Raw genomic sequence first — 24,291 nt, forward strand, 5'->3', positions numbered from 1 at the left:
CGGGCCCGATTGCACACGGATTGCCGACAGGGCTCGGTGGACGCCGGGTTCCATCGGTCCGGGCTCGGCCGCCGTGCGGGCTTGCCGGCCGATCCGCGACGGTGGGCGTGGCCGGCAGCGTCGAGCTGGCCCCTTCGGTCGCACGGCCCTGGCCGCAGACGCCGCGGGTTCGACGCGTTAGCCTGTCGCGCAGAGGTTTTTCGACTCGGTAGCAGCGCATGCAGCAGACACTGTCGTTCGAGACCCCGGGGCGCTCCACCCGGGACATCACCGCCGACGTGAACGCGGTGGTGCGTGCGGCCGGCGTGGCCGTCGGCGTGTGCCACGTCTTCATCCGCCACACCTCGGCCTCGCTGATGATCTGCGAAAACGCCGACCCGAGCGTGCGCGAGGACGTCGAGCGCTGGATGGCGAAGGTCGTGGTCGACGGCGACCCCATGTTCGAGCACGACATGGAAGGCCCGGACGACATGCCCGGTCATATCCGCAGCATCCTCACCGGCATGGATCTCACGGTGCCGATCACCGACGGCGCGCTCAATCTGGGCACCTGGCAGGGAATCTATCTCTACGAGCACCGCAGCGCGCCGCATCGCCGCGACGTGGTGGTCACGCTCATGCCCGCCGTGGGGTAGCGGCCTCTCGCGGCGCGGTGGGCGGTCGTCGAATCCCTAACGACGATACCCTGGGAGCGAGGCGCGCCACCGATCGGTCGTATGCCGCGTACTATCCAACAATAAACAAGAAGATAGACAAGGAGGAGTCTCATGCGAATTCCCCGGCGCCGGGCGGGCGCGCTCGCGCTTGCCCTGCTGGTGTCGTGCGGCGCGCTCGCAGCCGAACGCACGGCGACGCTGCACGAGATCACCGCCCAGGGCGAAGCGGGCGCGGTCGGCACGATCACGTTCACCGATGCGGCCCACGGCCTGCTCGTCACCCCCGATCTGCAGGGCCTGGCAAGCGGGGGCGCGCATGGCATGCATATTCATGCCAAGGGTGCGTGCGGCCCGCGCGAGGGCTCGCACGGCCATGCGATGGCCGGCGGTGCCGCGGGCGGCCACTATGACCCGGACGATACGCAGCGCCACGAAGGCCCCTACGGCGAAGGCCATCTCGGTGATCTGCCCAATCTGATCGTGGCCGCCGACGGCGCTGCCACGATTCCGGTGCTCGCACCGCGGCCGACGGTCGCCGACCTGGACGGGCGTGCCGTCATGGTCCACGGCGCGGCCGATCACTACGACGGCCACGACGATCACGACCACGGCAAGGGCGGCGTGCGCATGTACTGCGGGGTGATCGAGTAGGCGTGCTCGGCTAGAGCGGCTAGAGTGCGATCCGCGCGCGCAGGGTCGCCACCGTGGCGTCGTCCAGGCCGGTGCCGCCCGGGTGGACGATGTACTGCAGGTCCGGCTTGAGGGTCAGCCAGCCCGTCGCCCGGATGGCGTGGAACGCTTCGATCGCGAGTTCGTAATCGTCGCGAAAGCCGGCGCCCGGTGCATCGGAAAAGGCCACGTAGCTGGCCATCAGGCCGCTCACGTCGTTGGGATGGTCGGCGAGCAGCGACTGGATCTCCACGCCGAGACTGGCGTGGTGCGTGGCCTCGCTCACGGCCTCGTCCGCGAGCGCGTACTGCGCGAAAACGCCGGCCTCGCGCGGCGAGGCGCTGTCGGCATAGACGGTCTGGTCCCAGACCGCATAGACGCCGTCGGCATGATCCGCCGTGCCGCCCGCGAAGCGCTCGAAGTCGCCCGTGTGGCGCCACGCGCCGAATCCGATGCGCCCGTCGCGGGCGTATTCCAGGCCGGTCTCGCCGATCCAGAACAGCCCGCCCGGATCGTCGTCGAAGAACGTCGACGGCCCGCGCGTGCCCGTGCGCACGCCCGCCTGGGTGGCGCCGTCATAGACCCCCGCACCCAGATAGAACCCGCCGTGCGGGCGCAGGAAGACGCTCATGCTCGTCGCCGGGTCGGGATAGGAGGGAAAGCCCTGGATCGTGGGCGAGAACCCGGGTGAGGAATGGATGAAGCCGCCGCCGTTGTCGACGTAGGCGAAGTCGGTGTTGGCGTCGACCTTGCCGACCCGGATCGACAGCCGTTCGTCGAACAGACGCTGGCGATACCAGACCGAGTACAGCGCATCGAAGGGCTCGGCGTCGATGTTGGAGTAGGTCTGGAAATCGCCGCTGTCGAGATTGCCGCTATCGCCGTGGAAGCCGACATAGGCCACGCGGAGCGTGCCGCCGGGCAGCCCGAAGGCGGTGTCGGTGTCGACCGTGACGCCGGCTTCGGCGAGATAGCGCGTCGCGGTGGCGCGCGGCGCCCGGCCGCCGTTCAGCACGATCGAATGATCGCCGGTCAGATTGGCGTCGAGCGCGAAACCGTGGTCCTCGGCCGCCGAGCGCAGGCCGCCCGGGTCGCCGAGCAGATGCGTGCGCGGGTCGAAATCGTCGGCGACCCGGGCCTGAGCGACACCGCCGCACAGGGATCCGAGGCCGATCGCGGCAAGGCCGGCTGCGGCGGTCGGGTTCAATGATCGTTGCGGCGTCATGCCATGTCCCAGCGGTGCAACTGTCGCGGCGGGCCGCCGGCGACAGCCTACGATACGTATACTCGCGCTGTCTGGACGACGAGTCGGTGACCCGTCGGCGGGCCGGTCACGCGGCGGCCGGGTGGGGCGACGGTTCAGTGCGCGCGGGCGACGGGCGCGACCGGTTTCCATTCGGTCACCCCCTCGATCGCGCTTTCGGTCTCGCCGACCCGGATCGGGATCGTCCAGCGTTTGACGACCGTGGCCTCGTCGGCCTCGGTGACCGAGCCCGTGAAGCCGGCGCGAGGATCGATCCAGCCGTAGCTGGGCTGGCCGGATATGCGCGCCCAGTCGACGCCGTCGCCGGCCGCATAGTCGGGCGCGCCGGCCGGGGCGATGTCCTGCCAGGTCGGGCTGTGCCGATTGACGGCCACACCGTCGGCGTCGAAGCGCAGCAGCGGTTCGTCGAGCGCGCCGCGCACGGTCAGCGGGCGCTCGCCGCGGTAGGACAGGAACAGGCCCGCACGCGCGCTGCCGTTCATCGCCCGCACCAGAGCGACATCGGACAGCGCGCCGGTGTCGGCGATCCGGGCTTCGGGAATGCCGCCCGGGTCCGGCACGAACTCGAAGTGGCCGCTGATTTCGGTGGTGGTGTCGCCGTGCCGGACCGGGATCGACCAGCCGCCGAGACGCGCGCGCTCGCCGCCATCGGTCACGGCATGGGGCACGTCGAGGCCATCGGTGCGCAGGCGCAGGTCGAACCAGCCCCAGTGGGGCTCGGGTTCGACCGTTTGCCAGCGTGCCTTGGTCGAGGCGTCGGCCGGGATCGCGCCCGGGGCCATTAGGGTATTGCTGCGATGAAAGGCGGCCGCGCCCAGATCCGCCCGCGTCTCGCCGTCGCCGATGCGCAGGAACGCGCGACCGTCGCTGTCGAGCACGGTCAGCGTCCGCTCGCCTTCATTGGCCACGAGCAGCTGCGGCGCGAGCGTGCGTCGCAGCTGCACGCGAACGCCGTCGAGCGCCGGCGGCAGCGGGCCGAGCACGGCACGGACGCTACCGTCGCTGTCGCCGCCGCCGTGGGCGAAGGCGTTCGGGGCCGACAGTGCAAGTGCCAGCACAAGGGCCAGGCCCCGGCCGCGCAGGCGCGGCCGAGTGGTTCGCGGCGTGACGGCGATCACTGATCGCCCCCGGTGTCGTTGCCGTCGTCCCCGCCCATGTTGGTGATGTCGGTCACCACGCCGGTGCCGGCGCCGGGCAGGCTCCGAACGGTGCGTTTCAGCAGGTCGAAGGTGCGCTGGCCGAGGGCCGCGCCCTCGTCGGCCACCCCGGGGGCGCCGGTGATCGCGGTCTCCGGGCCGGGAATGACGCTGGTCACGCCGCTGAGCAGATCCGTGACCGGACGCAGGGGCGAGACCGAACCGTCGAAGGCGCTGCCGGTGCCACCGCTGAACAGGCCGCCGTCGGTGCGATCCGCGATCGGCGCCGGTTCCGGCTGGCGAATCTCGCCGTCGCCGCCGAGCTGGACGCTCACCGGTGTCGACTCCGAGGGCACGCGGGTGCCGTCGTCGGCTTCGTGGCTGGCGAAGAGCATGTATTGGCCGGCCGGCACCACCGCCGGATTGGCCGTCATCTCCACGGTCAGCTCGTTGCCGCTGCGGGCGGCGATCGGCAGCACGACCGCACGCTGGTCGCCGTCGACGAGATGGGTCGTCGCGGTGCGGCGGATGAGCATGACCTGATCGATATCGCTCCGATCCGTGGTCAGGGTGAAGGTCTCACCGTCGGTCTCCAGCTCGGTGGGTGCGTCCTCGATCACCGGGCGGTCGTCACGCAGGGCGTAGGGCGGGGTGTAGATCTCGAAGGACGGATCGCGCCCGGAGTAGTCCGCCAGCCCGAGGCTGTCGAGATTGGTGAACGACAGATAGGCCGTGTTGATGGGCGAATGCCCGCCCACCAGCACGCGCCCGTCCGGCATGAGCACGGCGGTGTTGTGGTAGGTGCGCGGCCGGTTGGCGGTGGCCATCGGCTCCCAGGTCTCGGTCTCGATGTCGAAGCGCTCGGTCTGACGGATCGCGCCCTCGAGACCGGGTACCACCACGCCGTCGCGTGTGCCGCCGGAGAAGATCATCACGCCGTTGTCGGGCATCACCACGGCATAGCTGTACCAGCGCGGCTGGTTCAGCGGCCCGGTCAGGCGCGACTCGTAGCTCATCTGCTCCTCGTCGACGGTTACGGTGTCGATGCGCGACGAGGACACCGGCAGATAGCCGCCCGGGCTGCCGACGGTCACGTAGGTGGGTACGCCGCCGGCGGTCAGGAACTCGGCCTCGTGGTAGCCGCCGTTGGCGTCCGGCTCCAGCGGCAGCATCGCCGAGAAGGTCGATCCGCGCATGCCGGAGCCGATGGTGCGTTCGAGCGCGCGGCCGTCGATCGGCGTTTCGAGCAGCTGACCGATCGCCGCGGTCGGGTCGTCCAGGGTGGTGCCGACCAGATCGCTGAGCAGGCTCTGCACCTGTTCGCCGTCGACCGTGGTCGGGTTGAGCGTGCTCGTGAGCTGGCCCAGGCCGATCTCGTTCAGGCGCAGCGGCAGGCCCGCATAGCCGAGGTCGGTCCAGGTCTGGTTCTCGGGATCGTAGGCGGCGACGATGTTCCACAGCGCCTGATCGTAGGCCTGGCCGAACGGGTTGAAGGCCTGGCCGCCGGCGTTGTAGTAGACCTGCCCGTTGGGCAGCAGATGCATGCGCGGGAACAGCGGCAGCGAGCGCTGTGCCGCCTCGCCGTTGCCCTGCCACTGGCCGGTCTCGATGTCGTAGGTCTCGGTCTGGGCGACGTTGCGCCCGGAGTTGAGCGGCTGCTCGGGATAGACCGGCTTGAGCAGCTTGGTCACGCCGCTGGCCACGAACACGTCGCCGTCGGCCAGCGTCACCAGGCTTGGGTACCAGCGCCCGAACTGCATGTCGCCGCTCTGCGTCCAGGTGTTGGTGTCGGGATCGAAGATACGCGAGGACTTCAGACCCTCGAGTTCGACCACGCCCACCGGCACGCCGTCCACGCCGGGCTCGGTGTAGTAGTCGGTGCCGCCGACAGCCATCATGCTGCCGTCGGCCAGAAACACGACGTCCGCGCAGAACAGGGCCCCGTCGTTCTTGGTGGTGTTGTCGGCGGTCGACAGCGCGCCGTCGGGCACGCCGGGCAGGCCGCTCGCGATGGTTTCGCTGTCGGCGCCGTCGGGGTTGGCGCCGCCGTCGACCGGCGTGGGCCGCGCCCAGGACGGGTCGTCGTTCTCGTCGAGAGTGAGCACGCGCGACTGGTCGTTGACCGAGACCTCGCCGAACTCGGCGACGATCGACAGCTCCACGTTCTCCGTGCCTTCCAGCGCGTTGAGATAGACGAAACGGCCGTCGCCCAGCACGGCCACGGTGCCGGCCGCCGGCTTGCAGTTGAGCGAGCCGTCGGCGCCGGGGATGCAGCGGTCGTCGGTAGCGATCTCCTCGCCGTCCACCGAGATCGTGGGCTCCGCGAACGGCGCGCTGAAGCGACCGCCGGCCCCGGCGAGGTCGTCGTCGGCACTATCGTCCGACACCGTTTCGGGCTGGCTTTCGGTCGGGCTGTTGTCGGTCGTTTCGTCGGCGCTGTCACCGCCGCCGAGCAGCTGGCCCAGCAGGCCGTCGCCCAGGGCGGCGAGCGCCGGGGTCGTGGTCAGCGATAGCGTGAAGACGGCCGCCGTGGCCGCGGACAGGATCATGCGCATGCTTATCTCCTCTGCACCACGGCGTGCGTGGCTTACCCGATTCTTGGATTATTGATCGATCGGTGAAGTGCAGAGTTATCATGGGATATAAATCCCATGCAAATCATGCGATGTGCGGATCGGTGCGCCGCAGCCGCGAAACGACGCCGTAGTGCGGTTCGCCGCCGTCTTCGGCCGCGGCGTGGCGACGGCCCTCGCGCGCGCCGCCGGCGGCCGGCCACGCGCTGCGATCGCCGTTTCAATGCCGGCCCCTTGGCCCCTCGTCGGGGCGTCGAACGGCAGGCAGCCACGCGCGGCAGCGGCCCGAAGGCTCGTTCGGCGTTGCGGCGGCGCGGGCTGCCGGTGTGGGCGATGCGAGTCCGGAGGCGTCCGGCCGCGACGAGCGGCGAGTCGCGTCGGCGCTTGAGTTCGGCCGCGTATCGCCTGTGATCGTCCGCCCGATCGGCGGAAGCGCGCGAGCTGCGGGCCGGGCGATGCGCCGTGGTGAGATGCTCGAACTAAGCGCAGCGCGGGCGCCGCTGGCCACGGTGGGGCGGGAAGGGGTGTGCGAGCGCGCCCGTTCAGACGTCAGGCGCAGCCCCGGTCCGGGTGCCGGACTGCGAGGCGGGCGTGGCTTCGACCCGGGGATGACCACCGGGCTGGTATCGAACGGTCGCGGCGCATCGCCCGCGCCGGCGGTCCGACCGGGCCGTGGCCCGGGCATCGCCGAACGGGCACCGTCGGCCGGCTGCCGGGGCGTTTCGGCGCGGGGCCGAGGCGGCCTGTCAACACGTCATACGAGCGCCGCGTTGGCGACCGCACATCGTGTGTGGCAAGGCGCGAGTCGACGATCGTGGCGCGCCACGCTCCGGACGGCCAACGCCGCGGCGCGCCCATGGTTGTTTCATGGGCGGCCCCTCTTTCGGGCCAAGCGTTGGTTCGCGGCAACCCGGCTTTCCAGCGCGCTTGCGCAGACGGCCGGACCGCGGCCCGGGTACCGCCGAACGAGCGGCGTCGACCGGGCCGTGGCGGGCGTTTCGGCCCTAGTGCAGGAAGTGGCGGATACCGGTGAAGACCATGGCGATGCCGGCCTCGTCGGCGGCGGCGATGACCTCGTCGTCGCGGATGGAGCCGCCGGGCTGGATCACCGCCCGGATGCCCACCTTCGCGGCGGAGTCGAGCCCGTCGCGGAAGGGGAAGAACGCGTCCGAGGCCATCACCGAGCCGGCGACCTCGAGCCCGGCGTCGGCGGCCTTCTGGCCGGCCAGCCGGGCCGAATCCACGCGGCTCATCTGTCCGGCGCCGACGCCGATGGTGCGGCCGTCGCGGGCGTAGACGATGGCGTTGGACTTGACGTACTTGGCCACCCGCCAGGCGAACAGCAGATCCTGCAGCTGGGTGCCGTCGGGCTGGGTCTCGGTGACGACCTGCAGCTTGTCGCGCTCGAACAGCAGGCCGTCGGCGTCCTGGACCAGCAGCCCGCCCGCGATTGGCTTGAGCGCATAACCGGGCGTGGCCGCGGGCTTGAAGTCGCCGGTGGCGAGCACGCGCAGGTTCTTCTTCTTCGCGAACACCGCCAGGGCCGCGTCGGCGATGTGCGGGGCGAGGATGACCTCCGCGAACTGGTTGGCGACGATGCGCTCCGCGGTGGCCGCGTCCAGCGTCTCGTTGAAGGCGAGGATGCCGCCGAAGGCCGAGACCGGATCGGTGGCGAAGGCGCGCTCGTAGGCGGTGGTCAGATCCGGGGCCACGGCGACGCCGCAGGGGTTGGCGTGCTTGACGATCACGCAGGCCGGGGCCTGGTCGAAGGCGCGCACGGCCGCCAGCGCGGCGTCGGCGTCGGCGAGGTTGTTGTAGGACAGCGCCTTGCCCTGGCAGACGCGGGCGTCGACGAGGCTGCCGGCGACCGGCGTATCGCCGGCGTAGAGCGCGGCCCGCTGGTGCGGATTCTCGCCGTAGCGCAGCGACTTCCGCTTGTGCCAGGCCGGTGCGAAGCGATCCGGCAGCGCGTCGTCGGTTGCCGCCGGGGCGTCGCTGCCGCTCAGGTAGGTCGCGATCGCCTGATCGTAGGCGGCGGTGTGGTTGAAGCCCTTGGCCGCCAGCCGGGCGCGGGTGGCGTCGGTGGTGCCGCCGCTGTCGGCCAGGTCGGTCAGCACGGCGTCATAGTCCGCGGCGTCGACCACCAGCGTGACGTGGGCGTGGTTCTTGGCCGCGGCCCGCAGCATGGCCGGGCCGCCGATGTCGATCGTCTCGATGGCCTCGTCGCGGCTGCAGTCCGACCGGGCGACGGTCTGCTCGAACGGATAGAGATTGACCACCACCAGGTCGATGGGCGCGATCGCGTGCTCGGCCATCACCGCGTCGTCGGTCCCGCGCCGGCCGAGAATGCCGCCGTGGATCTTGGGGTGCAGCGTCTTCACGCGGCCGTCCATGATCTCGGGCGCGCCGGTGTGCTCGGCCACGTCGGTCACGGAGACGCCGGCCTCGCGCAGGGTGCGCGCCGTGCCCCCGGTGGACAGGATCTCGACGCCGTGGTCCTCGGCCAGGCGGCGGGCGAAATCGGCCACGCCGGTCTTGTCGGAGACGCTGATCAGGGCACGGCGGATCGGGGTCGGCTCGCTCACGTCGGTGGAAGTCCTCTCGAAAAAGAAAAAGCCCGCGAGGCGGGCGGATGGCTTCGGGGCGCCCGGCTACTGGGCGATGTCGTAGGCGCGCAGTTTCTTGCGCAGCGTGCCGCGGTTGATGCCGAGCATCTCGGCGGCGCGCGACTGATTGCCGCGGCTGTACTCGAGCACGCGCTCGAGCAGCGGCTTCTCCACCTGCTCGAGCACCATGTGATAGAGATCGCAGGGCGGCGCGGAGCCGTTCAGCGACTCGAAATAGCGATCGATGCTCGTGCTCACGTAGTGGCTGAGCGGCAGGGCATCGGCGTCCGGGTCGGTCTGCGTCATCCGTTCTCGAGGCGCGCGGGCGGGTTAAGGACTCGAAACTATAACGGCAAAGCCGGGCGATAGAAAGGCGACTTTCGGCGATGCCGCCCCGCGCCGTCCCTCGCCGCGCGACAGGCCGCGAAGCGGGCTGCCGGCGATACTCGGACGGGCGCGGTGCCGACGCGCGTCGGAGCGCCGCGACAGCCGGCTCGGACACGGCCAAGCGGCGCCGTCCCGGAACGACGTGGCCGGCGATGGTCGGCGCCCCTGCCGGCACCGAGTCCGGGACATCGAGCGGGATCGAGCGCCGGCCGCGCCCGAGCGCGCTCGCCGGGGTCAGCCCGCCGGGCGGCGGGCGTCGAGGCGGACCCAGTCGTCGCGGTGCGCGTCGCCGGCCAGCGTGAAGCCGGTGGCGATGTAGGCGGCGGACACGGCCTCGCGCTGGCGGGTCAGCAGGCCCGAGAGCAGCAGATCGCCGCCGGGCGCGGTGAGGGCGTGCAGCGTGGGCGCGAGATCGATCAGCGGCTGGGCCAGGATATTGGCCAGCACGATGTCGAAGGGGCCGTGCTCGATGGCGTCCATCGGCGGCGTGGCGACGGCGTCGGCCACACCGTTGCGCGCGGCGTTGTCGCGGGTGGCGCGCACCGCCTGGTCGTCGATGTCGACCGCGGTCACCGAGGCCGCGCCCAGGCGCGCCGCGGCGATGGCGAGAATGCCCGAACCGCAGCCGTAGTCCAGCACCCGCCGGCCGGCCAGATCGGTCCGGGCCAGCCACTCCAGACACAGGGCGGTGGTGGCATGGGTGCCGGTGCCGAAGGCCAGGCCCGGATCCAAGCGGACCACCACGGCGTCCTCGTCGGCGTCCACCGGCGCGCTGTGCGGGGCGATCCAGAGCCGTTCGCCGAAGCGCAGCGGCGGATGCTGCGACAGCCAGGCGCCGGCCCAGTCCTGGTTCGCCAGCGTCTCGGTGGCCGCCGAGACGTCGTCGCCGAGGACGTCGCGTAGCACCGCCAGGATCGGCTCGGCCGGCGTGCCGTGGGTGAACAGGCCGACCACGCGCGCGGCGTCGAAGTCCGGCTGCGCGTGCGGGGCCTCCTCGGCCACCAGATCGTCGCCGGCGTCGAGCACGGTCACCGCATCGGCGCCGTGTTCCTCGAACACGGCCTCGGCCAGTGCGGCCCGCGGTGTGGTGACGGTGATCTGCAGCCAGGCTGGCGCCTCAGCCGTCGTCACTTTCGTCCCGCAGCTTCTTCTCCAGGAAGTGGATGGACACGCCGCCCTCGATATGCGCGGGGTCGTGGATGATGCGCTTGTGCAGGGCGATGTTGGTGTGGATGCCCTCGACCACCATCTCCGACAGTGCCATGTCGAGCCGCTTGCGCGCGGATTCGCGGGTGTCGCCGTAGGCGATAAGCTTGCCGATGAGCGAGTCGTAATGCGGCGGCACGCTGTAGCCGGCATAGATGTGCGAATCCATGCGGATGCCGGGGCCGCCGGGCGCGTGATAGGCCTCGATCTTGCCCGGAGAGGGCACGAACGTCTGCGGATGCTCGGCGTTGATCCGGCACTCGATGGCATGCCCGCGAATGTGGATGTCGTCCTGGGTGTAGCGCAGCTCCTGCCCGTCGGCGATGCGCAGCTGCTCGCCGACGAGGTCCACGCCGGTGACCATCTCGGTGACCGGGTGCTCCACCTGGATGCGCGTGTTCATCTCGATGAAGTGGAACTCGCCGTTCTCGTACAGGAACTCGAACGTGCCCGCGCCGCGATAGCCGATGCGCTTGCAGGCGTCCACGCAGAGCTGGCCGATCTGGTTGCGCTGTTCCTCGGTGATGCCGGGCGCCGGTGCCTCCTCGACCACCTTCTGGTGGCGGCGCTGCGGCGAGCAGTCGCGCTCGCCCAGATGGATCGCGTTGCCGTGGTTGTCGGCGAGCACCTGCACCTCGATGTGGCGCGGCAGCTCGAGATACTTCTCCATGTAGACCGACGGGTTGCCGAAGAAGCTCGCGGCCTCGCGGCGCGCCATGTCGATCGCGCCGGACAGCGCGCTGGCCTCGTAGACCACGTGCATGCCGCGGCCGCCGCCGCCGCCCGCGGCCTTGATGATGACCGGGAAGCCGATCTTCTGCGCGAGCTTGCGGTTGGCGGCGTCGTCGGCGGCCAGCGGACCGCCGGAACCCGGCACGCAGGGCACGCCCGCGGCCTGCATCTCCTGGATGGCCGAGGTCTTGTCGCCCATCAGGCGGATCGTTTCCGCCCGCGGGCCGATGAACGTGAAGCCGGACTGCTCGACGCTCTCCGCGAAGTCGGCGTTCTCGGAGAGGAAGCCGTAGCCCGGGTGGACGGCCGTCGCGCCGGCCACCTCGGCCGTGCTCATGAGCGTGGCCATGTTGAGATAGCTTTGCGTGGCCGACGGCGGCCCGATGCAGACCGCCTCTTCGGCCAGCAGCACGTGTTTCTGATCGCGGTCGGCGGTGGAATAGGCCGCGATCACCGGGACGTCGAGTTCGCGGCAGGCGCGCAGGATGCGCAGCGCGATTTCGCCGCGATTGGCGATTAGAACTTTGCCCAGCATAGGAGTGGCCTCTACTTGACCACGAACAGGGGCTGGTCGAATTCGACCGGCTGCCCGTCCTCGACCAGGATGTCGGCGATCTCGCCGGAGACCTCGGCCTCGATCTGGTTGAGCATCTTCATGGCCTCGATGATGCACAGCGTGTCGTTGGGGCCGACGGTGTCGCCGATGTCGACGAACGCCTTGGCGTCCGGCGCCGGCGCGCGATAGAAGGTGCCCACCATGGGCGAGCGCACCACATGCCCCTCGGGGGTGTTGTCGGCCGGCTCGGCGGCCGGGGCGCTGCCGCCGGCGTTCTGGGCCGGTGCCTCGGCCGGCGGCGGCGCGGCCGCATACGCCTGCTGCGGGGCCGCCGGCACGCTGCCCGGCGCCGGATAGCGGCCGATGCGCACCGACTCCTCGCCTTCGGTGATCTCGAGCTCGGCGATGCCCGAGTCCTCGACCAGTTCGATGAGTTTCTTGAGCTTGCGAATGTCCATGATGATCAGTGCTCCCGCGCGGTTTCCGCAAAGCCCGCCATGGCGGCGTCCAGCGCCATGGCGTACCCCCGTGCGCCGAAACCGGTGATGGTGCCGACGGCGATGTCGGCGAAGTACGAATGATGGCGAAACGGCTCGCGCTTCGCGGTGTTCGACAGATGAACCTCGATGAAGGCCAGCTCCGCGGCCAGCAGGGCGTCGCGCAGCGCCACGCTCGTATGCGTGAACGCCGCCGGATTGAACAGCGCACAGGCGACGTTCTCATCGCGCGCGGCGTGGATGCGCTCGATGAGTTCGGCTTCGCTGTTGGACTGGAAGCAGGCCAGCGTGTGGCCGGCGGCGCAGGCCGTGTCGGCCAGGCGCGATTCGATGACGGCGAGGCTGTCCTGCCCGTAGACCCCGGGCTCGCGCGTGCCGAGCAGGTTCAGGTTGGGTCCGTTGAGCAGCAGAAAATGCGCCACGCCGCCGTCCTTGAGTGTCGTTCGGCGAAGTCTGCACCAGCGTTGCGCGCGATACAACCGTGCACTGCAGCACTTCGGTGCCGTTCGCTGCCGTATTGTGGAGGAATCGCCGACGATCAGATCACCGCAGGCGCCGCGATACGCGCCGTTACCGCGTCTCGGCCGGCGGCGTCGCTTTGAGCGGGCCCTGCACCAGCCGGTCCAGATGCGCCCGCGTCAGCTCGCCGGCGACCCGGGCGACGATCCGGCCCGAACGGTTCACGACGACCGTGTAGGGCAGCACCCCGGCGGGCGTGTCGGCGCCGGTGTAGCGGTCCTGCACGCGGGCGGCCTCGGTCGGGTCGACCAGCACGGGATAGTCGATTTCGTACTCGCGGGCGAAGTCGGCGACCGCGCCGCGGGTGTCCACGGCGATGCCGACGATGGTCAGCCCGTCGTCGCCGTAGTCGTCCTGGGCCTCGACCAGCATGGGGATCTCGCGCCGGCATGGTGCACACCAGGTCGCCCAGAAATTGAGCACCAGCACGTCGCCGTCGAATTCCGAGACCGACCGCGGTTCGCCGTCGAGACCGGGCAGCGTGAAGTCGGGGCGCGGCGGCTGCGCCGGGGCCGCCCAGCGATAGGCGAGCACGCCGCCGCCGAGCACCGCGGCGAGCACGAGCAGCCCCGCGACGATGCGCGCGCCCCGGCTCATGGCGCGCTCCCGGTGGCGCGCTGCAGATGGCGTACGAACTCTGCGGCGTCGATCTCGCCGATCACGCGCCGCTCGGCGGCCTCGCGGCCGTCGGCACGGAAGAACAGCAGCGTGGGCGGGCCGAACACGTCCATCGCCCGCAGCAGGCGACGGTCGCCGGCGTCGTAGTCGGTGACGTCGACCTGCAGGGCGGCAACGTCCGCAAGTGCTTCGTGCACGCGCGCATCGGCGAAGGTGGTGCGCTCCATGCGCACGCATTCCACGCACCAGTCGGCGTAGAAGTCCACCACCGCGGGGCGGCCGGCCTCCGCGGCCCGATCCAGCGCGGCCCGCAGGGCGGCCAGATCATCCACGCGGGTGAACGGCGATTCGTGCGCCTGCTGCCGGTCCGCTGTTCCGTCCGCAGCCAGCGTCAGGCCCGCCAGCGGCCGGTCGACGCGGCCCTGGCCGGCGAGCACGCCCACGGCGGCCGCGCCGGCATAGACGAACAGCAGGAAGACCACCGCGCGCCTGAGCGCGAGCCCGGCCCGCGAATCCGCGGCCGCCGTCGACAGCCAGGCGCCGTAGCCGAGTGCGAGCAGCCCCCAGCCGGCCAGCGCAGTGACCGGCTCGACCAGGCGCGAGGCCAGCCACAGCGCCACGCCCAGCAGCAGCACGCCGAAGAACACCCGCACCTGGGTCATCCACGGGCCGGCGCGGGGCACGAAGCGGGCGCCGAAGGTGCCGATCACGATCAGCGGCAGGCCCATGCCCAGGCCCAGCATGAACAGCGCCGCGCCGCCCAGCCACATGTCGCCGCTGCTGGAGATGTAGAGCAGGGCGCCGGCCAGCGGCGGCGCCAGGCAGGGCCCGGCGATCAAAGCGGAGAAGAACCCCATGCCCGCCGCGCCGACGAGCCCGCCGCGGCGGCTGCCGATCGCGCCCAGCCGCTGGCGCCAGGCGCCCGGCATCTGCAGGTCGAAGGCGCCGAAGCTGGCCGCGGCCAGCAGCACGAACACCGCCGCGAACGGCAGCAGCACCGCCGGCATCTGCAGCGCGGCCTGCAGATTGGCGCCGAAATAGCCGGCCACCACGCCGAAGACGGTGTAGGCCGCGGCCATGGCCAGCACATAGGCCAGCGACAGGGCGAAGGCCCGCGCCGGCCCGGCGCCGCTGCCGACGACGATGCCGGACAGGATCGGAATCATCGGCAGGATGCAGGGGGTGAACGCCAGCAACAGCCCGAGCCCGAGGAACAGCGCCAGGGTCGAGGCCTCGGCCGGGCCGGCCAGCCGGCGCGCGAGCGCGTCCTGCTGCGCGACGAAGCCGTCGTCGGCACCGCGGGCCGTAGCCCCGCTCGATTCGTCCGCTGGCGCTGCGCCGGTCGCGTCGGCGCGCGAGCCTTCGGCCGATGCGTTGGCCGGCGGCTCGGCCGGCGCGTCGGCAATCGCCAGCGTGCGCGTCTGCGGCGGATAGCACAGGCCGGCGTCGGCGCAGCCCTGATAGGTGACCTCGATGCGGGCGTCCTCCGGCAGCGGCTCGCCGTCGGCCGTGGGCACCTCGACGCGCACGCGGTCGCGATAGGTCTCGACCTCGCCGAAGAAGTCGTCGCTTTCGGTGTCGCCGTCGGGAATGCGCGGCTCGCCCGCGCGGGCGCCCTCCGCGTCGACGAAGGCGAACTCGAAGGCGTGGCGATACAGATAATAGGTGTCGGCGATGGCCCAGGTCACCGCCACGGCGCCGTCGTCCGCGCGGCTGGCCGTCGGCGCGAAGGCCTCGTCCACGGGCAGGAAATCGTCGGCCGCCGACGCCGCGCAGGCGGCCACGGCCAGCCACAGGCCGGCCAGCAGCCAGGCACAGCGGCGCAGCGGCCGGCGGGCGGCGCTCATTCGGGCGTCGTTTCCTGCGTCAGCCAATCCAGATAGCCCTGCGAACCGTCGCTCAGATGGACTGCCACGACCTCCGGAAGTTCATCCGGATGCAGGGCGCCCACCCGCGCTTCGACCTCGGCCAGGCGCGCGGCGCGCGTCTTGATCAGCAGCAGCACTTCCGGATCGGTTTCCACCGCGCCCTGCCAGCGATAGACCGATTCCAGCCCCGGCACGATGTTCACGCAGGCCGCCTCGCGATGGGCGACCAGCGCCTGCGCGATCGTGCGGGCGGTGGCCTGGTCGGGGCAGGTCACGTAGACCATGCGGGCGTCGTCGTAATCCGCGGTCATGGGCATCGTCGATGGCCTGGGCTCGAGTGGCGCCACAGCTTAACAAGGCCGGCCCCGGGGCTTGTCTCACGCCGCGACACGCCCCACATCTAAGCATCGAACGGATGATTATTTAGTGCCGCAAAGCGCGGCTGCTATAGTCGCGCGAAACCACGGATGGAGAAACGAACATGAGTCTGCGACTGGGCGATACCGCGCCGGATTTCACGGCCGAGACGACCGACGGCACGATCAACTTCCACGACTGGCTGGGCGACCAGTGGGGCGTGCTGATGTCCCACCCGGCGGACTTCACGCCGGTGTGCACCACCGAGATCGGCGCGACCTCCAAGCTCAAGGACGAGTTCGACAAGCGCAACGCCAAGGCGATCGTCGTCTCGGTGGACTCGGTCGAGGATCACAAGGCCTGGGCCAGGGACATCGAGGAAACACAGGGCTGCGGCCTGAACCTGCCGCTGATCGGCGACACCGATCGCAAGGTCTCCGAGCTCTACGACATGATCCACCCGAACGAGGGCGACACCTCCACGGTGCGCAGCGTCTTCGTGATCGACCCGAACAAGAAGATCCGCATGACGCTCACCTACCCGAAGAGCGCCGGGCGCAACTTCAACGAGATCCTGCGCGTGATCGATTCGTTGCAGCTCACCGACAACTACAAGGTGACCACGCCGGCGAACTGGGAGGACGGCGACGATGTCATCGTCTCGCCCGCGCTGTCCAACGAGGAAGCCGAGAAACTCTTCCCGGCGGGCTGGAACGAGCTCAAGCCCTACCTGCGCATGACCAAGCAGCCGAACAAGTAATCGGCCGCCCGATCGGCGCACGAGGCGCGGCCCGCTCGGGTCGCGCCTTTTTTGTGTCCGGCGGTGGCCCGGGCACGTCGCGCCCCGCCCACGGCAACCCGCTCCGCGCCGGCTGACGCGCAACCGGCGGAACCGCCCGAGATGGCGCGGGCGCGCCTCTCGTACGAGCCTCATGGAAAGCATCCGGGCCGACGGCGCAACATGGAAAAGGGTCGGGCTCGATGGCGCAACCCGCGGGCCAGACCACGCACGGCGCGGGTCGGCGACCCCCAAACCGGGCGCATCGTCCGACCCCGCCAGCGCCCCGAGCCCGCCGCTTGCGTAGGTCGGATCAGCGCAGCGTGCTCCGACAGAACAACGGCTCCGACCGCGCCCGAGCCACCGGTCGGCTAAAGACAGCGCCGCCCGTCCTTCGCGCCGAATTCGCTTCCGCCCCATACCAAGCGCCCGGCTCGGCAGCCCAGGCCAACGCGAAAAAAGCGCGCCACCGCCCAGCCTGCACCCAAAGTAGGTCGGATCAGCGAAGCGTGATCCGACAGAACAAGGGTTACGAAACTGCCCGAGCCACCGACCGGCCGGATACGTCCCCCCGCCGCCCGTTCCGCGCGCGCTGCATCGCTTTCCCGCGCACGCCCGTCGTCCGCGCGGGCGAGGTGGGTCCGTACCCACCTGCGTGCGACACACAGCGTCGGGCGCCCGCCTCGTCGGTCGCGGCCAGCGCCGCGTGATCCGACTGAATACACCCGCTCACAGGCCATGTGTCTCCGAATCGGCCGCAGATGCCGGGGTGTATCGAGCGAACAACCGGCCGCCGGGCGATGCATCGAATGCCGGGCATGGCCCCGCGGCCCGCCCGCGCCGGCGCCGCCTCGAACCGCGCGCAACGGTTTTTGTGCGTCATGCACGCGAATCGGCATAATAGCCGGCCTTCCAAACCGCAGGGGTCGTGCCATGGCCGAGGACAAGCCGCTCAACCGTCGCAGTCGCGTCGCCACCCAGGGCACCGCGCGTGCGCCCAACCGCGCCATGCTGCGCGCCATGGGCTATGTCGATGCGGACTTCGACAAGCCCATCGTCGGCATCGCCAACGGCTACTCGACCATCACACCCTGCAATATGGGCCTGAACAAGCTGGCCGTGCGCGCCGAGGGCGCACTGGAAGCCGGCGGCGCCAAGTCGCAGATGTTCGGCACCGTGACCGTGTCCGACGGCATCTCCATGGGCACCCCGGGCATGAAGTACTCGCTGGTCTCGCGCGAGGTCATCGCCGACGCCATCGAGACCGCGGTGCAGGGCGAGTCCATGGACGGCGTCATCGCCATCGGCGGCTGCGACAAGAACATGCCGGGCGCGATGATCGGCATCGCCCGCATGAACGTCCCGGCGATCTTCGTCTACGGCGGCACCATCAAGCCGGGCCGCGTGCCGGGCAGCGACGAGGATCTCACCGTCGTCTCGGTGTTCGAGGCCGTGGGCCAGCGCGTGGCCGGCACCATCGACGACGAACAGGTTCGCCGCGTCGAGTGCAACGCCTGCCCGGGCGCGGGCTCCTGCGGCGGCATGTTCACCGCCAACACCATGTCCTCCGCCTTCGAGGCCATGGGCATGAGCCTGCCGTATTCCTCCACCATGGCCGCCGAGGACGCGGAAAAGGCCGAGAACACCGCCGCCTCCGCGGAGGCGCTCATCAACGCCATCGCGCAGGACATCAAGCCGCGCGACCTGCTCACCTTCGAGGCCTTCGAGAACGCCATCGCGCTGATCATGGCCGTGGGCGGCTCCACCAACGCCGTGCTGCACCTGCTGGCCATCGCCCAGGCCGCGGACGTGAACCTCACCATCGACGACTTCGAGCGCATCCGCGGCAAGGTGCCCGTGTTCTGCGACCTCAAGCCCTCCGGGCGCCACGTCGTCACCGAACTGCACGCTGCCGGCGGCATCCCGCAGGTGCTCAAGATGCTGCTCAACGCCGGCCTGCTGCACGGCGACTGCGGCACCATCACCGGCCAGACGCTGGCCGAAGTGCTGGCGGACGTGCCCGACGCGCCGCCGGCCGGGCAGACGGTCATCCACCCCATCGACCAGCCGCTCTACGAGACCGGGCATCTGGCCATCCTCAAGGGCAATCTGGCCGAAGAGGGCGGTGTCGCCAAGATCACCGGCCTCAAGAACCCGGCCATCACCGGCCCCGCCCGCGTTTTCGACTCCGAAGAGGAGGCCATGCAGGCGATCGTCGACGAAAAGGTCGTCGCCGGCGACGTCGTGGTCATCCGCTACGAAGGCCCCAAGGGCGGCCCCGGCATGCGCGAAATGCTCTCGCCCACCTCGGCGATCGTCGGCCGCGGCCTGGGCGAAAAGGTCGGCCTGATCACCGACGGGCGCTTCTCCGGCGGCACCTACGGCATGGTCGTCGGCCATGTCGCGCCGGAAGCGGCCGTGGGCGGCAACATTGCCCTGGTGCAGGAAGGCGACAGCATCACCATCGACGCCCGCGAGCGGAAGCTGCATCTGGAGATCAGCGACGACGAACTCGTCGAGCGCCGCAAGGCCTGGCAGCCCAAGCCGCCGAACGCCACGCGGGGTGTGCTGGCGAAGTATGCCCGGTTGGTGGGGACGGCTTCCAAGGGGGCGGTTACGGATCAGCCGGACGACTGATTCCGCGAGCGTCCGCGTATCGCCCCATCAAGAAGCCCGCTTTACGCGGGCTTTTTAGTGGGTAACGAATGCTGGGTCGGCGCCGATACAGAGTGTTAAGGTCGCCACTGAATGCGGTTGGCGCGCGGAAACGCTATTACGCGTTAGGTATTGTCGATCTTCGTATAGCGATAATTACGGTGGCGTAACTGACGGAAAACATTATTCGAATTATTCGTTACGCGAAGTCGTGCTTAAGCGCTATACCTAGCAGTGACCGTATACTTGGCGTTGGGGTGATTGATGACATGTATTAACGAATCGACTGCCCAGCGTTTTATCGAGCATGCTAAAACGGTCAACGAAACAGCAGCTTTAGCACTGCGCTTGGAAACGCGTGATGCGACAGCGATTCAAGCGAAAATATCGTTCGGGCTATCTCTGCAAGCGGCAGAACTCGCAGCGAAAGCGATGCTAATTACTACTGGGCTAACGCCCGATGAGGCTCGCGCTCGACACCGGCGCCACGACGTATACCAAATGCTGCTAGAAGCCAACGAGAGAGTCGAAGGCCATCCGAATCGTGCGCTCAAGCTATACGGTAAGTTTCTAAGTTGGTTGCCCATTGTTGACGGAGCAGAGTTCGCAACGTCACTGGGAGAATATTTTGAGCAACACTTCAGCCATGGCCCTACGGCGTTTCCGAGAAATTACTTCTATCCTGATCTTGAGCAATTTGCGGGCCCGCAGCCGCCCCAGGCGCTATACGTTATGGTCGAGCACCTCATTCAATGTGCCTCGGAAGTGCGCGTTGCAGCAGAAGGCCAGTAGTGAGTTGTAACTACCCCAACAGGTCGCTGCAGCCGACCGCCCAAAGCGCTGCCGCGCTTTGGGTTCCCTCCGCAGCCTCTGGCTGCTCCGGCGTCGGCTGAGCTTAGGCGTTAGGGCTACGGAATTAGACCTATGGGAAATACACTGCTGATTGAACGTCTTCGTAGTCGCCGTTTGCGACTGCTGAAAGCGTACGTCTTCCATGTCGGGTGGCTCGCGTCAACGTGCGCATCAGCGACAACAAGCGGAGCGCATGTAGCGGTCGTAACTTCGCTTTGGCTTGCTTTACTTACCATCCCGCCAGTCTTGTTTTACACAGTGTCAGTTCATAAAGCCTGTCGCGCAGTAGATCCGAAGTCACGCACGGCAGGTTTGCTGCAAATCACTCTTTTCACCATATTTTTTACTCCGTTCGAATCCGGCCTGGTACTACCGGCCAAAAATCTATGGGTGTCGCGCTGCATACTTCGGGCGTGGGACAAAACCCTAACAGGTCGCTGCAGTTGACCGCCCAAAGCGCTGCCGCGCTTCGGACGGCAACTGAGCTTCGGCGTTGGGGGTAGCAGTGCAAAAATATTCATATCGCGGGTGCTTGGTCAGCATCACCCACATGGTAGACACCGGCGGCCTTTGGAAAGGCGAGGCCTGGATAACCACCGGCCTGCAATCAAATACCACCGAAGATCACAAAGTGCTCATCGACGTTGGTGCCTCGTCAGAGAAGATGGCGTACCTGATGGCGTCTCGAACCTGCAATGGCTGGGTTGATGAGTATTTTCAGAACCAATAAGCTCGCCACTTCGCTTAATGCACCAATCGAGCCGCTCGCGTATCTGGTCGAGCGTTTGCTGATACGTTTCAGGGTTCACAATCGCCGGATCATATTCCACCACAAGGCGGTTATCGGCCCACTCGGCCCGAACCGTGCACAGTTTCGTTACGCTATTCGTCATCGTTAACCCCAACAGGTCGCTGCAGTTGACGCCCACTGCGTGGACGCAACTGAGCTTCGGCGTTGGGCGAATTAGCAATATGGAAAAACATTGAGCGATAAAAGCTGCTTTATCCTTTGTCCCATCGGGGCAGAGAAGTCGAGTGATCGCGAAAGATCGGATCTTCTACTGAAGCACGTCTTTCAGCCTGTTTTATCGGAGATCGGATATTCGGCCCTTAGAGCCGATCAAATCCCGAAGGCCGGCCTTATAACGTCGCAAATAATTAACCTGATCATGGACTCAGACTTGGTGATTGCTGACCTTACGGGAGGCAACCCAAATGTCTTTTACGAGCTTGCTATCAGGCATGCAACGGCAAAGCCTTACATACAAATCATAGAAGCTGGTGCGTCGATCCCATTCGATATAAGTGGGGTCAGAACTATTCAGATCGATTCCAAGCATTTGGATTCGGTTCAAGCCGCAAAGTTCTCTATTAAAGATCAAATTCAGCAGTTTGAGAAAGGCCACCGCGCCGATTCACCAATCTCGGTCGCTGCTAACGTGCGACTACTTCAATCTGATAGCTCATATGCAGAATTGATTGTAGAAAAGTTTGATGAACTGAGAGGCTTTGGCTGGACAAATCTAGACGAGTTAGGCGACAAATTAGACGACGTGGCTAGAAGGCTAGAGGAAATCGAGGAGAAACTGAGTGATCCTTGATCTCACTTCAGAGCCCAACAGGTCGCTGCAGTTGACCGCCCAAATCGCTGGCGCGCTTCGGGTTCCCTCCGCAGCCTCCGGCTGCTCCGGCGGCAACTGAGCTTCGGCGTTAGGGAAATTGGGGAATGACATGAAATCCGGCTCTTTAGCTTTGTTAATGTTATTACTAATCGTTTCGGGTTGCGACAGTTTTTCGCAGCCAAGGAACTATAGTGAATGTATATTAAAAAACATGAACAACGTGCAAAGCGATCTAGGGGCTTCTGAAATACGCTCCTCGTGTCGAGAAAAATTTCCTGAAGGCACTGAATACCTTTACAAAGAGAGAGCGCTAAATCCTATAGAGATTGGTTTTATTTCTGGTAAGGGCGGCATGTCAACTTACGGAAACAGCTTCAATGGAACCCTGTACAACGGCAACCAGAATATCGTTGTCACCTCCGTTACGATACGACTTTCAGACAAAGAAGATGGAAAAGAAACTCCACGAGATTACGAAGTTGATGTAAAAATTCCTCCGCTTCAAACGGCGAGTTTCAGTGTTGATGTGTTTCCCAGCGATAAAACAGGCGACTTTTCCTGGGGCCTACGAGCGGCTGATGGGTTTGAGAAGTAAATTCCCTAACATGGCGCTGCAGTTGACCGCCCAAAGCGCTGCCGCGCTTTGGGTTCCCTCCGCGGCCTGCGGCCGCTCCGGCGGCAACTGAGCTTCGGCGTTAGGTAAAAGGTGCGCGGTGGCGAAAAATGAAACCTCGCTAGAGGCCCGATTTAAGCGCTTTCTAATTACGCTTGATGGTACTGAAGATATTGACGGTCGCCTTTCGGAGCAGGAGCTTAAAGGTGGTCAAAGAGCCGATTATCTACTGAATGATCGGGCTATCGTGCTGGAACTAAAGAGCTTAGAAGTTGACCCGGCCGAGAAGCTTCAACGAAAAATATCAGAATATGAATCTAGATCTGAGTTCCCAGTATTTTATTGGGAGTCCGATCTCAAAGAAATATTACGTAACTTTCCTGACAAAGAAAGAATAAAGCAGAAGATCGATACGGCTGTTCTGAGGTCGGTGCAAGGAGTTTTCGAGAAGGCTGACGACCAAGTGGACGCTACGAAAAGCGCTCTTGCAATCGAGCAAGCGTGCGGTGTCTTGGCTATTTTGAACGAAAGTGCCAAAACACTTTCACCAGATTTAATAACAGCGAAAGCAAGTCAAATGCTGCTCAAGAAAGACTCCGACGGGAATATCCGATATAGGAATATAGCGTATGTCCTAGTGATCTCAGAAACGCATCGAGTAACTGGTTCAAATCCTCGCGAGTCTCTTCCAATAATTACGCTTGAAGGTCCAACTGCCGATGAATTTATCTCTGTCGATAGCTTCCTGAGCAGTCTTCTAGAAAAGTGGGCGAGGTTTGAAGGGCATCAATACGTGTCCATGGGTGAACGTGAAAACTTTGACGGGATGCATTTCCAAGAGCGTAGTGAAGAAAAATCACCCGAAGAAGGGAAGCAACTTACTCGCCAGGAGTACTGGCGGAAATCGTATCAAAGATATCCTTATCTTCGACAATTATCGGAGCAAGAATTCCTGGAGCGAACTGCGAAGATAATGAACGCAATGAAACCACACTTCATTATCGGTGGCAGGAAGCTTCCATTTCATGAAATTTCCCAATTGATGCAGCAGTGGACACACTGCCTCGAGGAAGCCGAGTTCCGGCGCATGGACATGAAAAAGTTGTCGCGATTTTTGTGACTAATGAGGATGGCGAATAGACAACTTGAGAAGTGCCTAAAAATACCTAACGAATCGCTGCAGTTGACCGCCCAAAGCGCTGTCGCGCTTCGGTCGGCAACTGAGCTTAGGCGTTAGAACGCATTGGAGTTCCATGGATTACGCGACGATCAAAGGCACTTACGAGGCGGTCAAGTACGCACGGTCGGCTTTAGAGCTCGCCATAAACGCCAAAGCAAACGATAAAGCTCGAGAGCAAGTTTCGGATGCAATGAGCAGACTGGGCGAAGTCCAAGACGGCTTATTTGCTCTTCGTGAAGAACTATCCAAGCTCCAAGATGAAAATCATGAGTTAAAAAACAACCTGCGCGAGCTCGCGGATTGGGACGCTAAAGCTAGCGAGTACAGCCTCACTAAAACTGATGGCGGCGCGGTCGTTTATTCTGCCAATACGCCAATAGAACACTACGTGTGCCCAAGTTGTTTCAGTAATCAAAGACTAGAGCCCCTGCAAGATCGAAATGTTGTGAGTGGGCACTTTGAGTGCCCGGCCTGCAAGGCGAAATATCCAGTAAAAGAAAGTCTTGCTGCGGGCGGCACTGTCGCTATAAGCAAAGGTGGTCCTTGGCGATAATGCGTTCTAACGAATCGCTACAGTTGACCGCCCAACGCGCTGCCGCGCTTCGGGCGGCAACTGAGCTTCGGCGTTATGCCTTATTAAAATATGGATGAGCAAGCCGAACTGCTCCAAGAGGCGAAATCCTTGGCGCGGCGATATCGAAATCTTACCGGCAAGCCTTTGGGCATCACTGGCGAGGTTGCTGAATTTGCAGCCGCTGAGCTTTTAGGCTTAGAGCTCGCTGGGGCTCGGCAAGCCGGCTACGACGCTATCCAGGCCGATGCCGGAAAAAATATCAAGGTACAAATAAAGGGCCGTGTCATTCCGAAAGGTGCGAAGCCTGGTCAGCGACTCGGCAGCATCCAACTGGATAAAGAGTGGGACATTGTTGTTCTTGTCGTCCTCGACC

The 24,291-nt window shown here is 66.2% G+C and carries 21 protein-coding genes and 1 pseudogene; 10 read left to right on the plus strand and 12 right to left on the minus strand.

All coding sequences use genetic code 11. The features are described 5' to 3' along the window. The first annotated feature begins 218 nt into the window (after window positions 1-218). Together SAOR_RS09215 and SAOR_RS09220 are read left to right on the plus strand one after the other, a co-directional pair. Window positions 219-635, plus strand: a complete 417-nt coding sequence (locus SAOR_RS09215) for a secondary thiamine-phosphate synthase enzyme YjbQ (RefSeq protein ID WP_123631174.1) — start codon at window positions 219-221, stop codon at window positions 633-635. A gap of 132 nt (window positions 636-767) precedes the next feature. Next, window positions 768-1,307: a superoxide dismutase family protein gene (locus SAOR_RS09220; protein WP_123631175.1), complete on the plus strand. Its 540-nt coding sequence runs from the start codon at window positions 768-770 to the stop codon at window positions 1,305-1,307. A 19-nt stretch (window positions 1,308-1,326) separates the two neighbouring features. Here the strand turns inward: SAOR_RS09220 and SAOR_RS09225 are convergent, their stop codons facing one another. From SAOR_RS09225 to cutA, 12 genes are all read right to left on the minus strand, one after another. Beyond that, entirely contained in the window at window positions 1,327-2,550 is a 1,224-nt protein-coding gene (locus SAOR_RS09225; RefSeq protein ID WP_185015614.1) for a carbohydrate porin, read from the minus strand. A gap of 134 nt (window positions 2,551-2,684) precedes the next feature. Further along, the gene (locus SAOR_RS09230; protein WP_221179936.1) at window positions 2,685-3,647 is read right to left on the minus strand and encodes a hypothetical protein; all 963 of its coding nucleotides are present in this window, start codon (window positions 3,645-3,647) and stop codon (window positions 2,685-2,687) included. 56 nt (window positions 3,648-3,703) lie between these two features. Then, complete coding sequence (locus tag SAOR_RS09235) at window positions 3,704-6,280, minus strand: galactose oxidase early set domain-containing protein (protein ID WP_123631177.1); 2,577 nt, start codon at window positions 6,278-6,280, stop codon at window positions 3,704-3,706. Window positions 6,281-7,302: 1,022 nt separating this feature from the next. Further along, window positions 7,303-8,883, minus strand: coding sequence for a bifunctional phosphoribosylaminoimidazolecarboxamide formyltransferase/IMP cyclohydrolase (gene purH / locus SAOR_RS09240; RefSeq protein ID WP_123631178.1), 1,581 nt, complete (start codon window positions 8,881-8,883; stop codon window positions 7,303-7,305). Window positions 8,884-8,949: 66 nt separating this feature from the next. Next, the gene (fis, locus tag SAOR_RS09245; RefSeq protein ID WP_123592209.1) at window positions 8,950-9,210 is read right to left on the minus strand and encodes a DNA-binding transcriptional regulator Fis; all 261 of its coding nucleotides are present in this window, start codon (window positions 9,208-9,210) and stop codon (window positions 8,950-8,952) included. A 315-nt stretch (window positions 9,211-9,525) separates the two neighbouring features. After that, a complete protein-coding gene (gene prmA, locus SAOR_RS09250; RefSeq protein WP_221177987.1) occupies window positions 9,526-10,422 on the minus strand; it encodes a 50S ribosomal protein L11 methyltransferase in 897 nt (298 codons plus the stop codon). Continuing rightward, entirely contained in the window at window positions 10,409-11,764 is a 1,356-nt protein-coding gene (gene accC, locus SAOR_RS09255; protein ID WP_123592208.1) for an acetyl-CoA carboxylase biotin carboxylase subunit, read from the minus strand. The genes prmA and accC overlap by 14 nt, the downstream gene beginning before the upstream one ends. 11 nt (window positions 11,765-11,775) lie before the next feature. Next, window positions 11,776-12,243, minus strand: a complete 468-nt coding sequence (accB, locus tag SAOR_RS09260; protein WP_123592207.1) for an acetyl-CoA carboxylase biotin carboxyl carrier protein — start codon at window positions 12,241-12,243, stop codon at window positions 11,776-11,778. 5 nt (window positions 12,244-12,248) lie between these two features. Then, on the minus strand, window positions 12,249-12,704 hold the full coding sequence (aroQ, locus tag SAOR_RS09265; RefSeq protein WP_123592206.1) for a type II 3-dehydroquinate dehydratase: 456 nt from the start codon (window positions 12,702-12,704) through the stop codon (window positions 12,249-12,251). Between the two features lie 148 nt (window positions 12,705-12,852). Next, a complete protein-coding gene (locus SAOR_RS09270) occupies window positions 12,853-13,398 on the minus strand; it encodes a TlpA family protein disulfide reductase (RefSeq protein ID WP_123592205.1) in 546 nt (181 codons plus the stop codon). Next, window positions 13,395-15,266 (minus strand): protein-disulfide reductase DsbD, encoded by a 1,872-nt coding sequence (gene dsbD / locus SAOR_RS09275; protein ID WP_123631179.1) that lies wholly within the window; start codon window positions 15,264-15,266, stop codon window positions 13,395-13,397. Before dsbD ends, SAOR_RS09270 begins: the two co-directional genes overlap by 4 nt. Next, window positions 15,263-15,598: a divalent-cation tolerance protein CutA gene (gene cutA, locus SAOR_RS09280; RefSeq protein ID WP_123631180.1), complete on the minus strand. Its 336-nt coding sequence runs from the start codon at window positions 15,596-15,598 to the stop codon at window positions 15,263-15,265. Before cutA ends, dsbD begins: the two co-directional genes overlap by 4 nt. Before the next feature lie 170 nt (window positions 15,599-15,768). Between cutA and SAOR_RS09285 the strand changes: the two genes are divergently transcribed. From SAOR_RS09285 to SAOR_RS09320, 8 genes and pseudogenes are all read left to right on the plus strand, one after another. Next, window positions 15,769-16,404, plus strand: coding sequence for a peroxiredoxin (locus SAOR_RS09285; RefSeq protein ID WP_123631181.1), 636 nt, complete (start codon window positions 15,769-15,771; stop codon window positions 16,402-16,404). A 951-nt stretch (window positions 16,405-17,355) separates the two neighbouring features. Continuing rightward, on the plus strand, window positions 17,356-19,059 hold the full coding sequence (ilvD, locus tag SAOR_RS09290; protein ID WP_123631182.1) for a dihydroxy-acid dehydratase: 1,704 nt from the start codon (window positions 17,356-17,358) through the stop codon (window positions 19,057-19,059). Window positions 19,060-19,341: 282 nt separating this feature from the next. Beyond that, window positions 19,342-19,869 (plus strand): HEPN domain-containing protein, encoded by a 528-nt coding sequence (locus SAOR_RS09295; protein ID WP_123631183.1) that lies wholly within the window; start codon window positions 19,342-19,344, stop codon window positions 19,867-19,869. A gap of 1,043 nt (window positions 19,870-20,912) precedes the next feature. Beyond that, window positions 20,913-21,530, plus strand: coding sequence for a hypothetical protein (locus SAOR_RS09300; protein WP_185015615.1), 618 nt, complete (start codon window positions 20,913-20,915; stop codon window positions 21,528-21,530). Between the two features lie 130 nt (window positions 21,531-21,660). Further along, a complete protein-coding gene (locus SAOR_RS09305; protein ID WP_123631185.1) occupies window positions 21,661-22,146 on the plus strand; it encodes a hypothetical protein in 486 nt (161 codons plus the stop codon). Window positions 22,147-22,264: 118 nt separating this feature from the next. Next, window positions 22,265-23,284 (plus strand): hypothetical protein, encoded by a 1,020-nt coding sequence (locus SAOR_RS09310; protein ID WP_123631186.1) that lies wholly within the window; start codon window positions 22,265-22,267, stop codon window positions 23,282-23,284. A gap of 133 nt (window positions 23,285-23,417) precedes the next feature. Continuing rightward, window positions 23,418-23,897: a Trm112 family protein gene (locus SAOR_RS09315; protein ID WP_123631187.1), complete on the plus strand. Its 480-nt coding sequence runs from the start codon at window positions 23,418-23,420 to the stop codon at window positions 23,895-23,897. Between the two features lie 90 nt (window positions 23,898-23,987). Beyond that, window positions 23,988-24,291, plus strand: a pseudogene (locus tag SAOR_RS09320) (hypothetical protein); the annotation flags it as partial.

Origin of the sequence: Salinisphaera orenii subsp. orenii MK-B5, assembly GCF_003788635.1 — a bacterium.
Classification (GTDB): Bacteria; Pseudomonadota; Gammaproteobacteria; order Nevskiales; family Salinisphaeraceae; genus Salinisphaera; species Salinisphaera orenii.

Coding starts and splice junctions, on each gene's coding strand:
- SAOR_RS09215 (WP_123631174.1), top strand. CDS start 219: ATGCAGCAGACACTGTCGTTCGAGACCCCGGGGCGCTCCACCCGGGAC.
- SAOR_RS09220 (WP_123631175.1), top strand. CDS start 768: ATGCGAATTCCCCGGCGCCGGGCGGGCGCGCTCGCGCTTGCCCTGCTG.
- SAOR_RS09225 (WP_185015614.1), bottom strand. CDS start 2,550: ATGACGCCGCAACGATCATTGAACCCGACCGCCGCAGCCGGCCTTGCC.
- SAOR_RS09235 (WP_123631177.1), bottom strand. CDS start 6,280: ATGCGCATGATCCTGTCCGCGGCCACGGCGGCCGTCTTCACGCTATCG.
- fis (WP_123592209.1), bottom strand. CDS start 9,210: ATGACGCAGACCGACCCGGACGCCGATGCCCTGCCGCTCAGCCACTAC.
- accC (WP_123592208.1), bottom strand. CDS start 11,764: ATGCTGGGCAAAGTTCTAATCGCCAATCGCGGCGAAATCGCGCTGCGC.
- accB (WP_123592207.1), bottom strand. CDS start 12,243: ATGGACATTCGCAAGCTCAAGAAACTCATCGAACTGGTCGAGGACTCG.
- SAOR_RS09270 (WP_123592205.1), bottom strand. CDS start 13,398: ATGAGCCGGGGCGCGCGCATCGTCGCGGGGCTGCTCGTGCTCGCCGCG.
- dsbD (WP_123631179.1), bottom strand. CDS start 15,266: ATGAGCGCCGCCCGCCGGCCGCTGCGCCGCTGTGCCTGGCTGCTGGCC.
- cutA (WP_123631180.1), bottom strand. CDS start 15,598: ATGACCGCGGATTACGACGACGCCCGCATGGTCTACGTGACCTGCCCC.
- SAOR_RS09285 (WP_123631181.1), top strand. CDS start 15,769: ATGAGTCTGCGACTGGGCGATACCGCGCCGGATTTCACGGCCGAGACG.
- ilvD (WP_123631182.1), top strand. CDS start 17,356: ATGGCCGAGGACAAGCCGCTCAACCGTCGCAGTCGCGTCGCCACCCAG.
- SAOR_RS09295 (WP_123631183.1), top strand. CDS start 19,342: ATGACATGTATTAACGAATCGACTGCCCAGCGTTTTATCGAGCATGCT.
- SAOR_RS09305 (WP_123631185.1), top strand. CDS start 21,661: ATGAAATCCGGCTCTTTAGCTTTGTTAATGTTATTACTAATCGTTTCG.
- SAOR_RS09315 (WP_123631187.1), top strand. CDS start 23,418: ATGGATTACGCGACGATCAAAGGCACTTACGAGGCGGTCAAGTACGCA.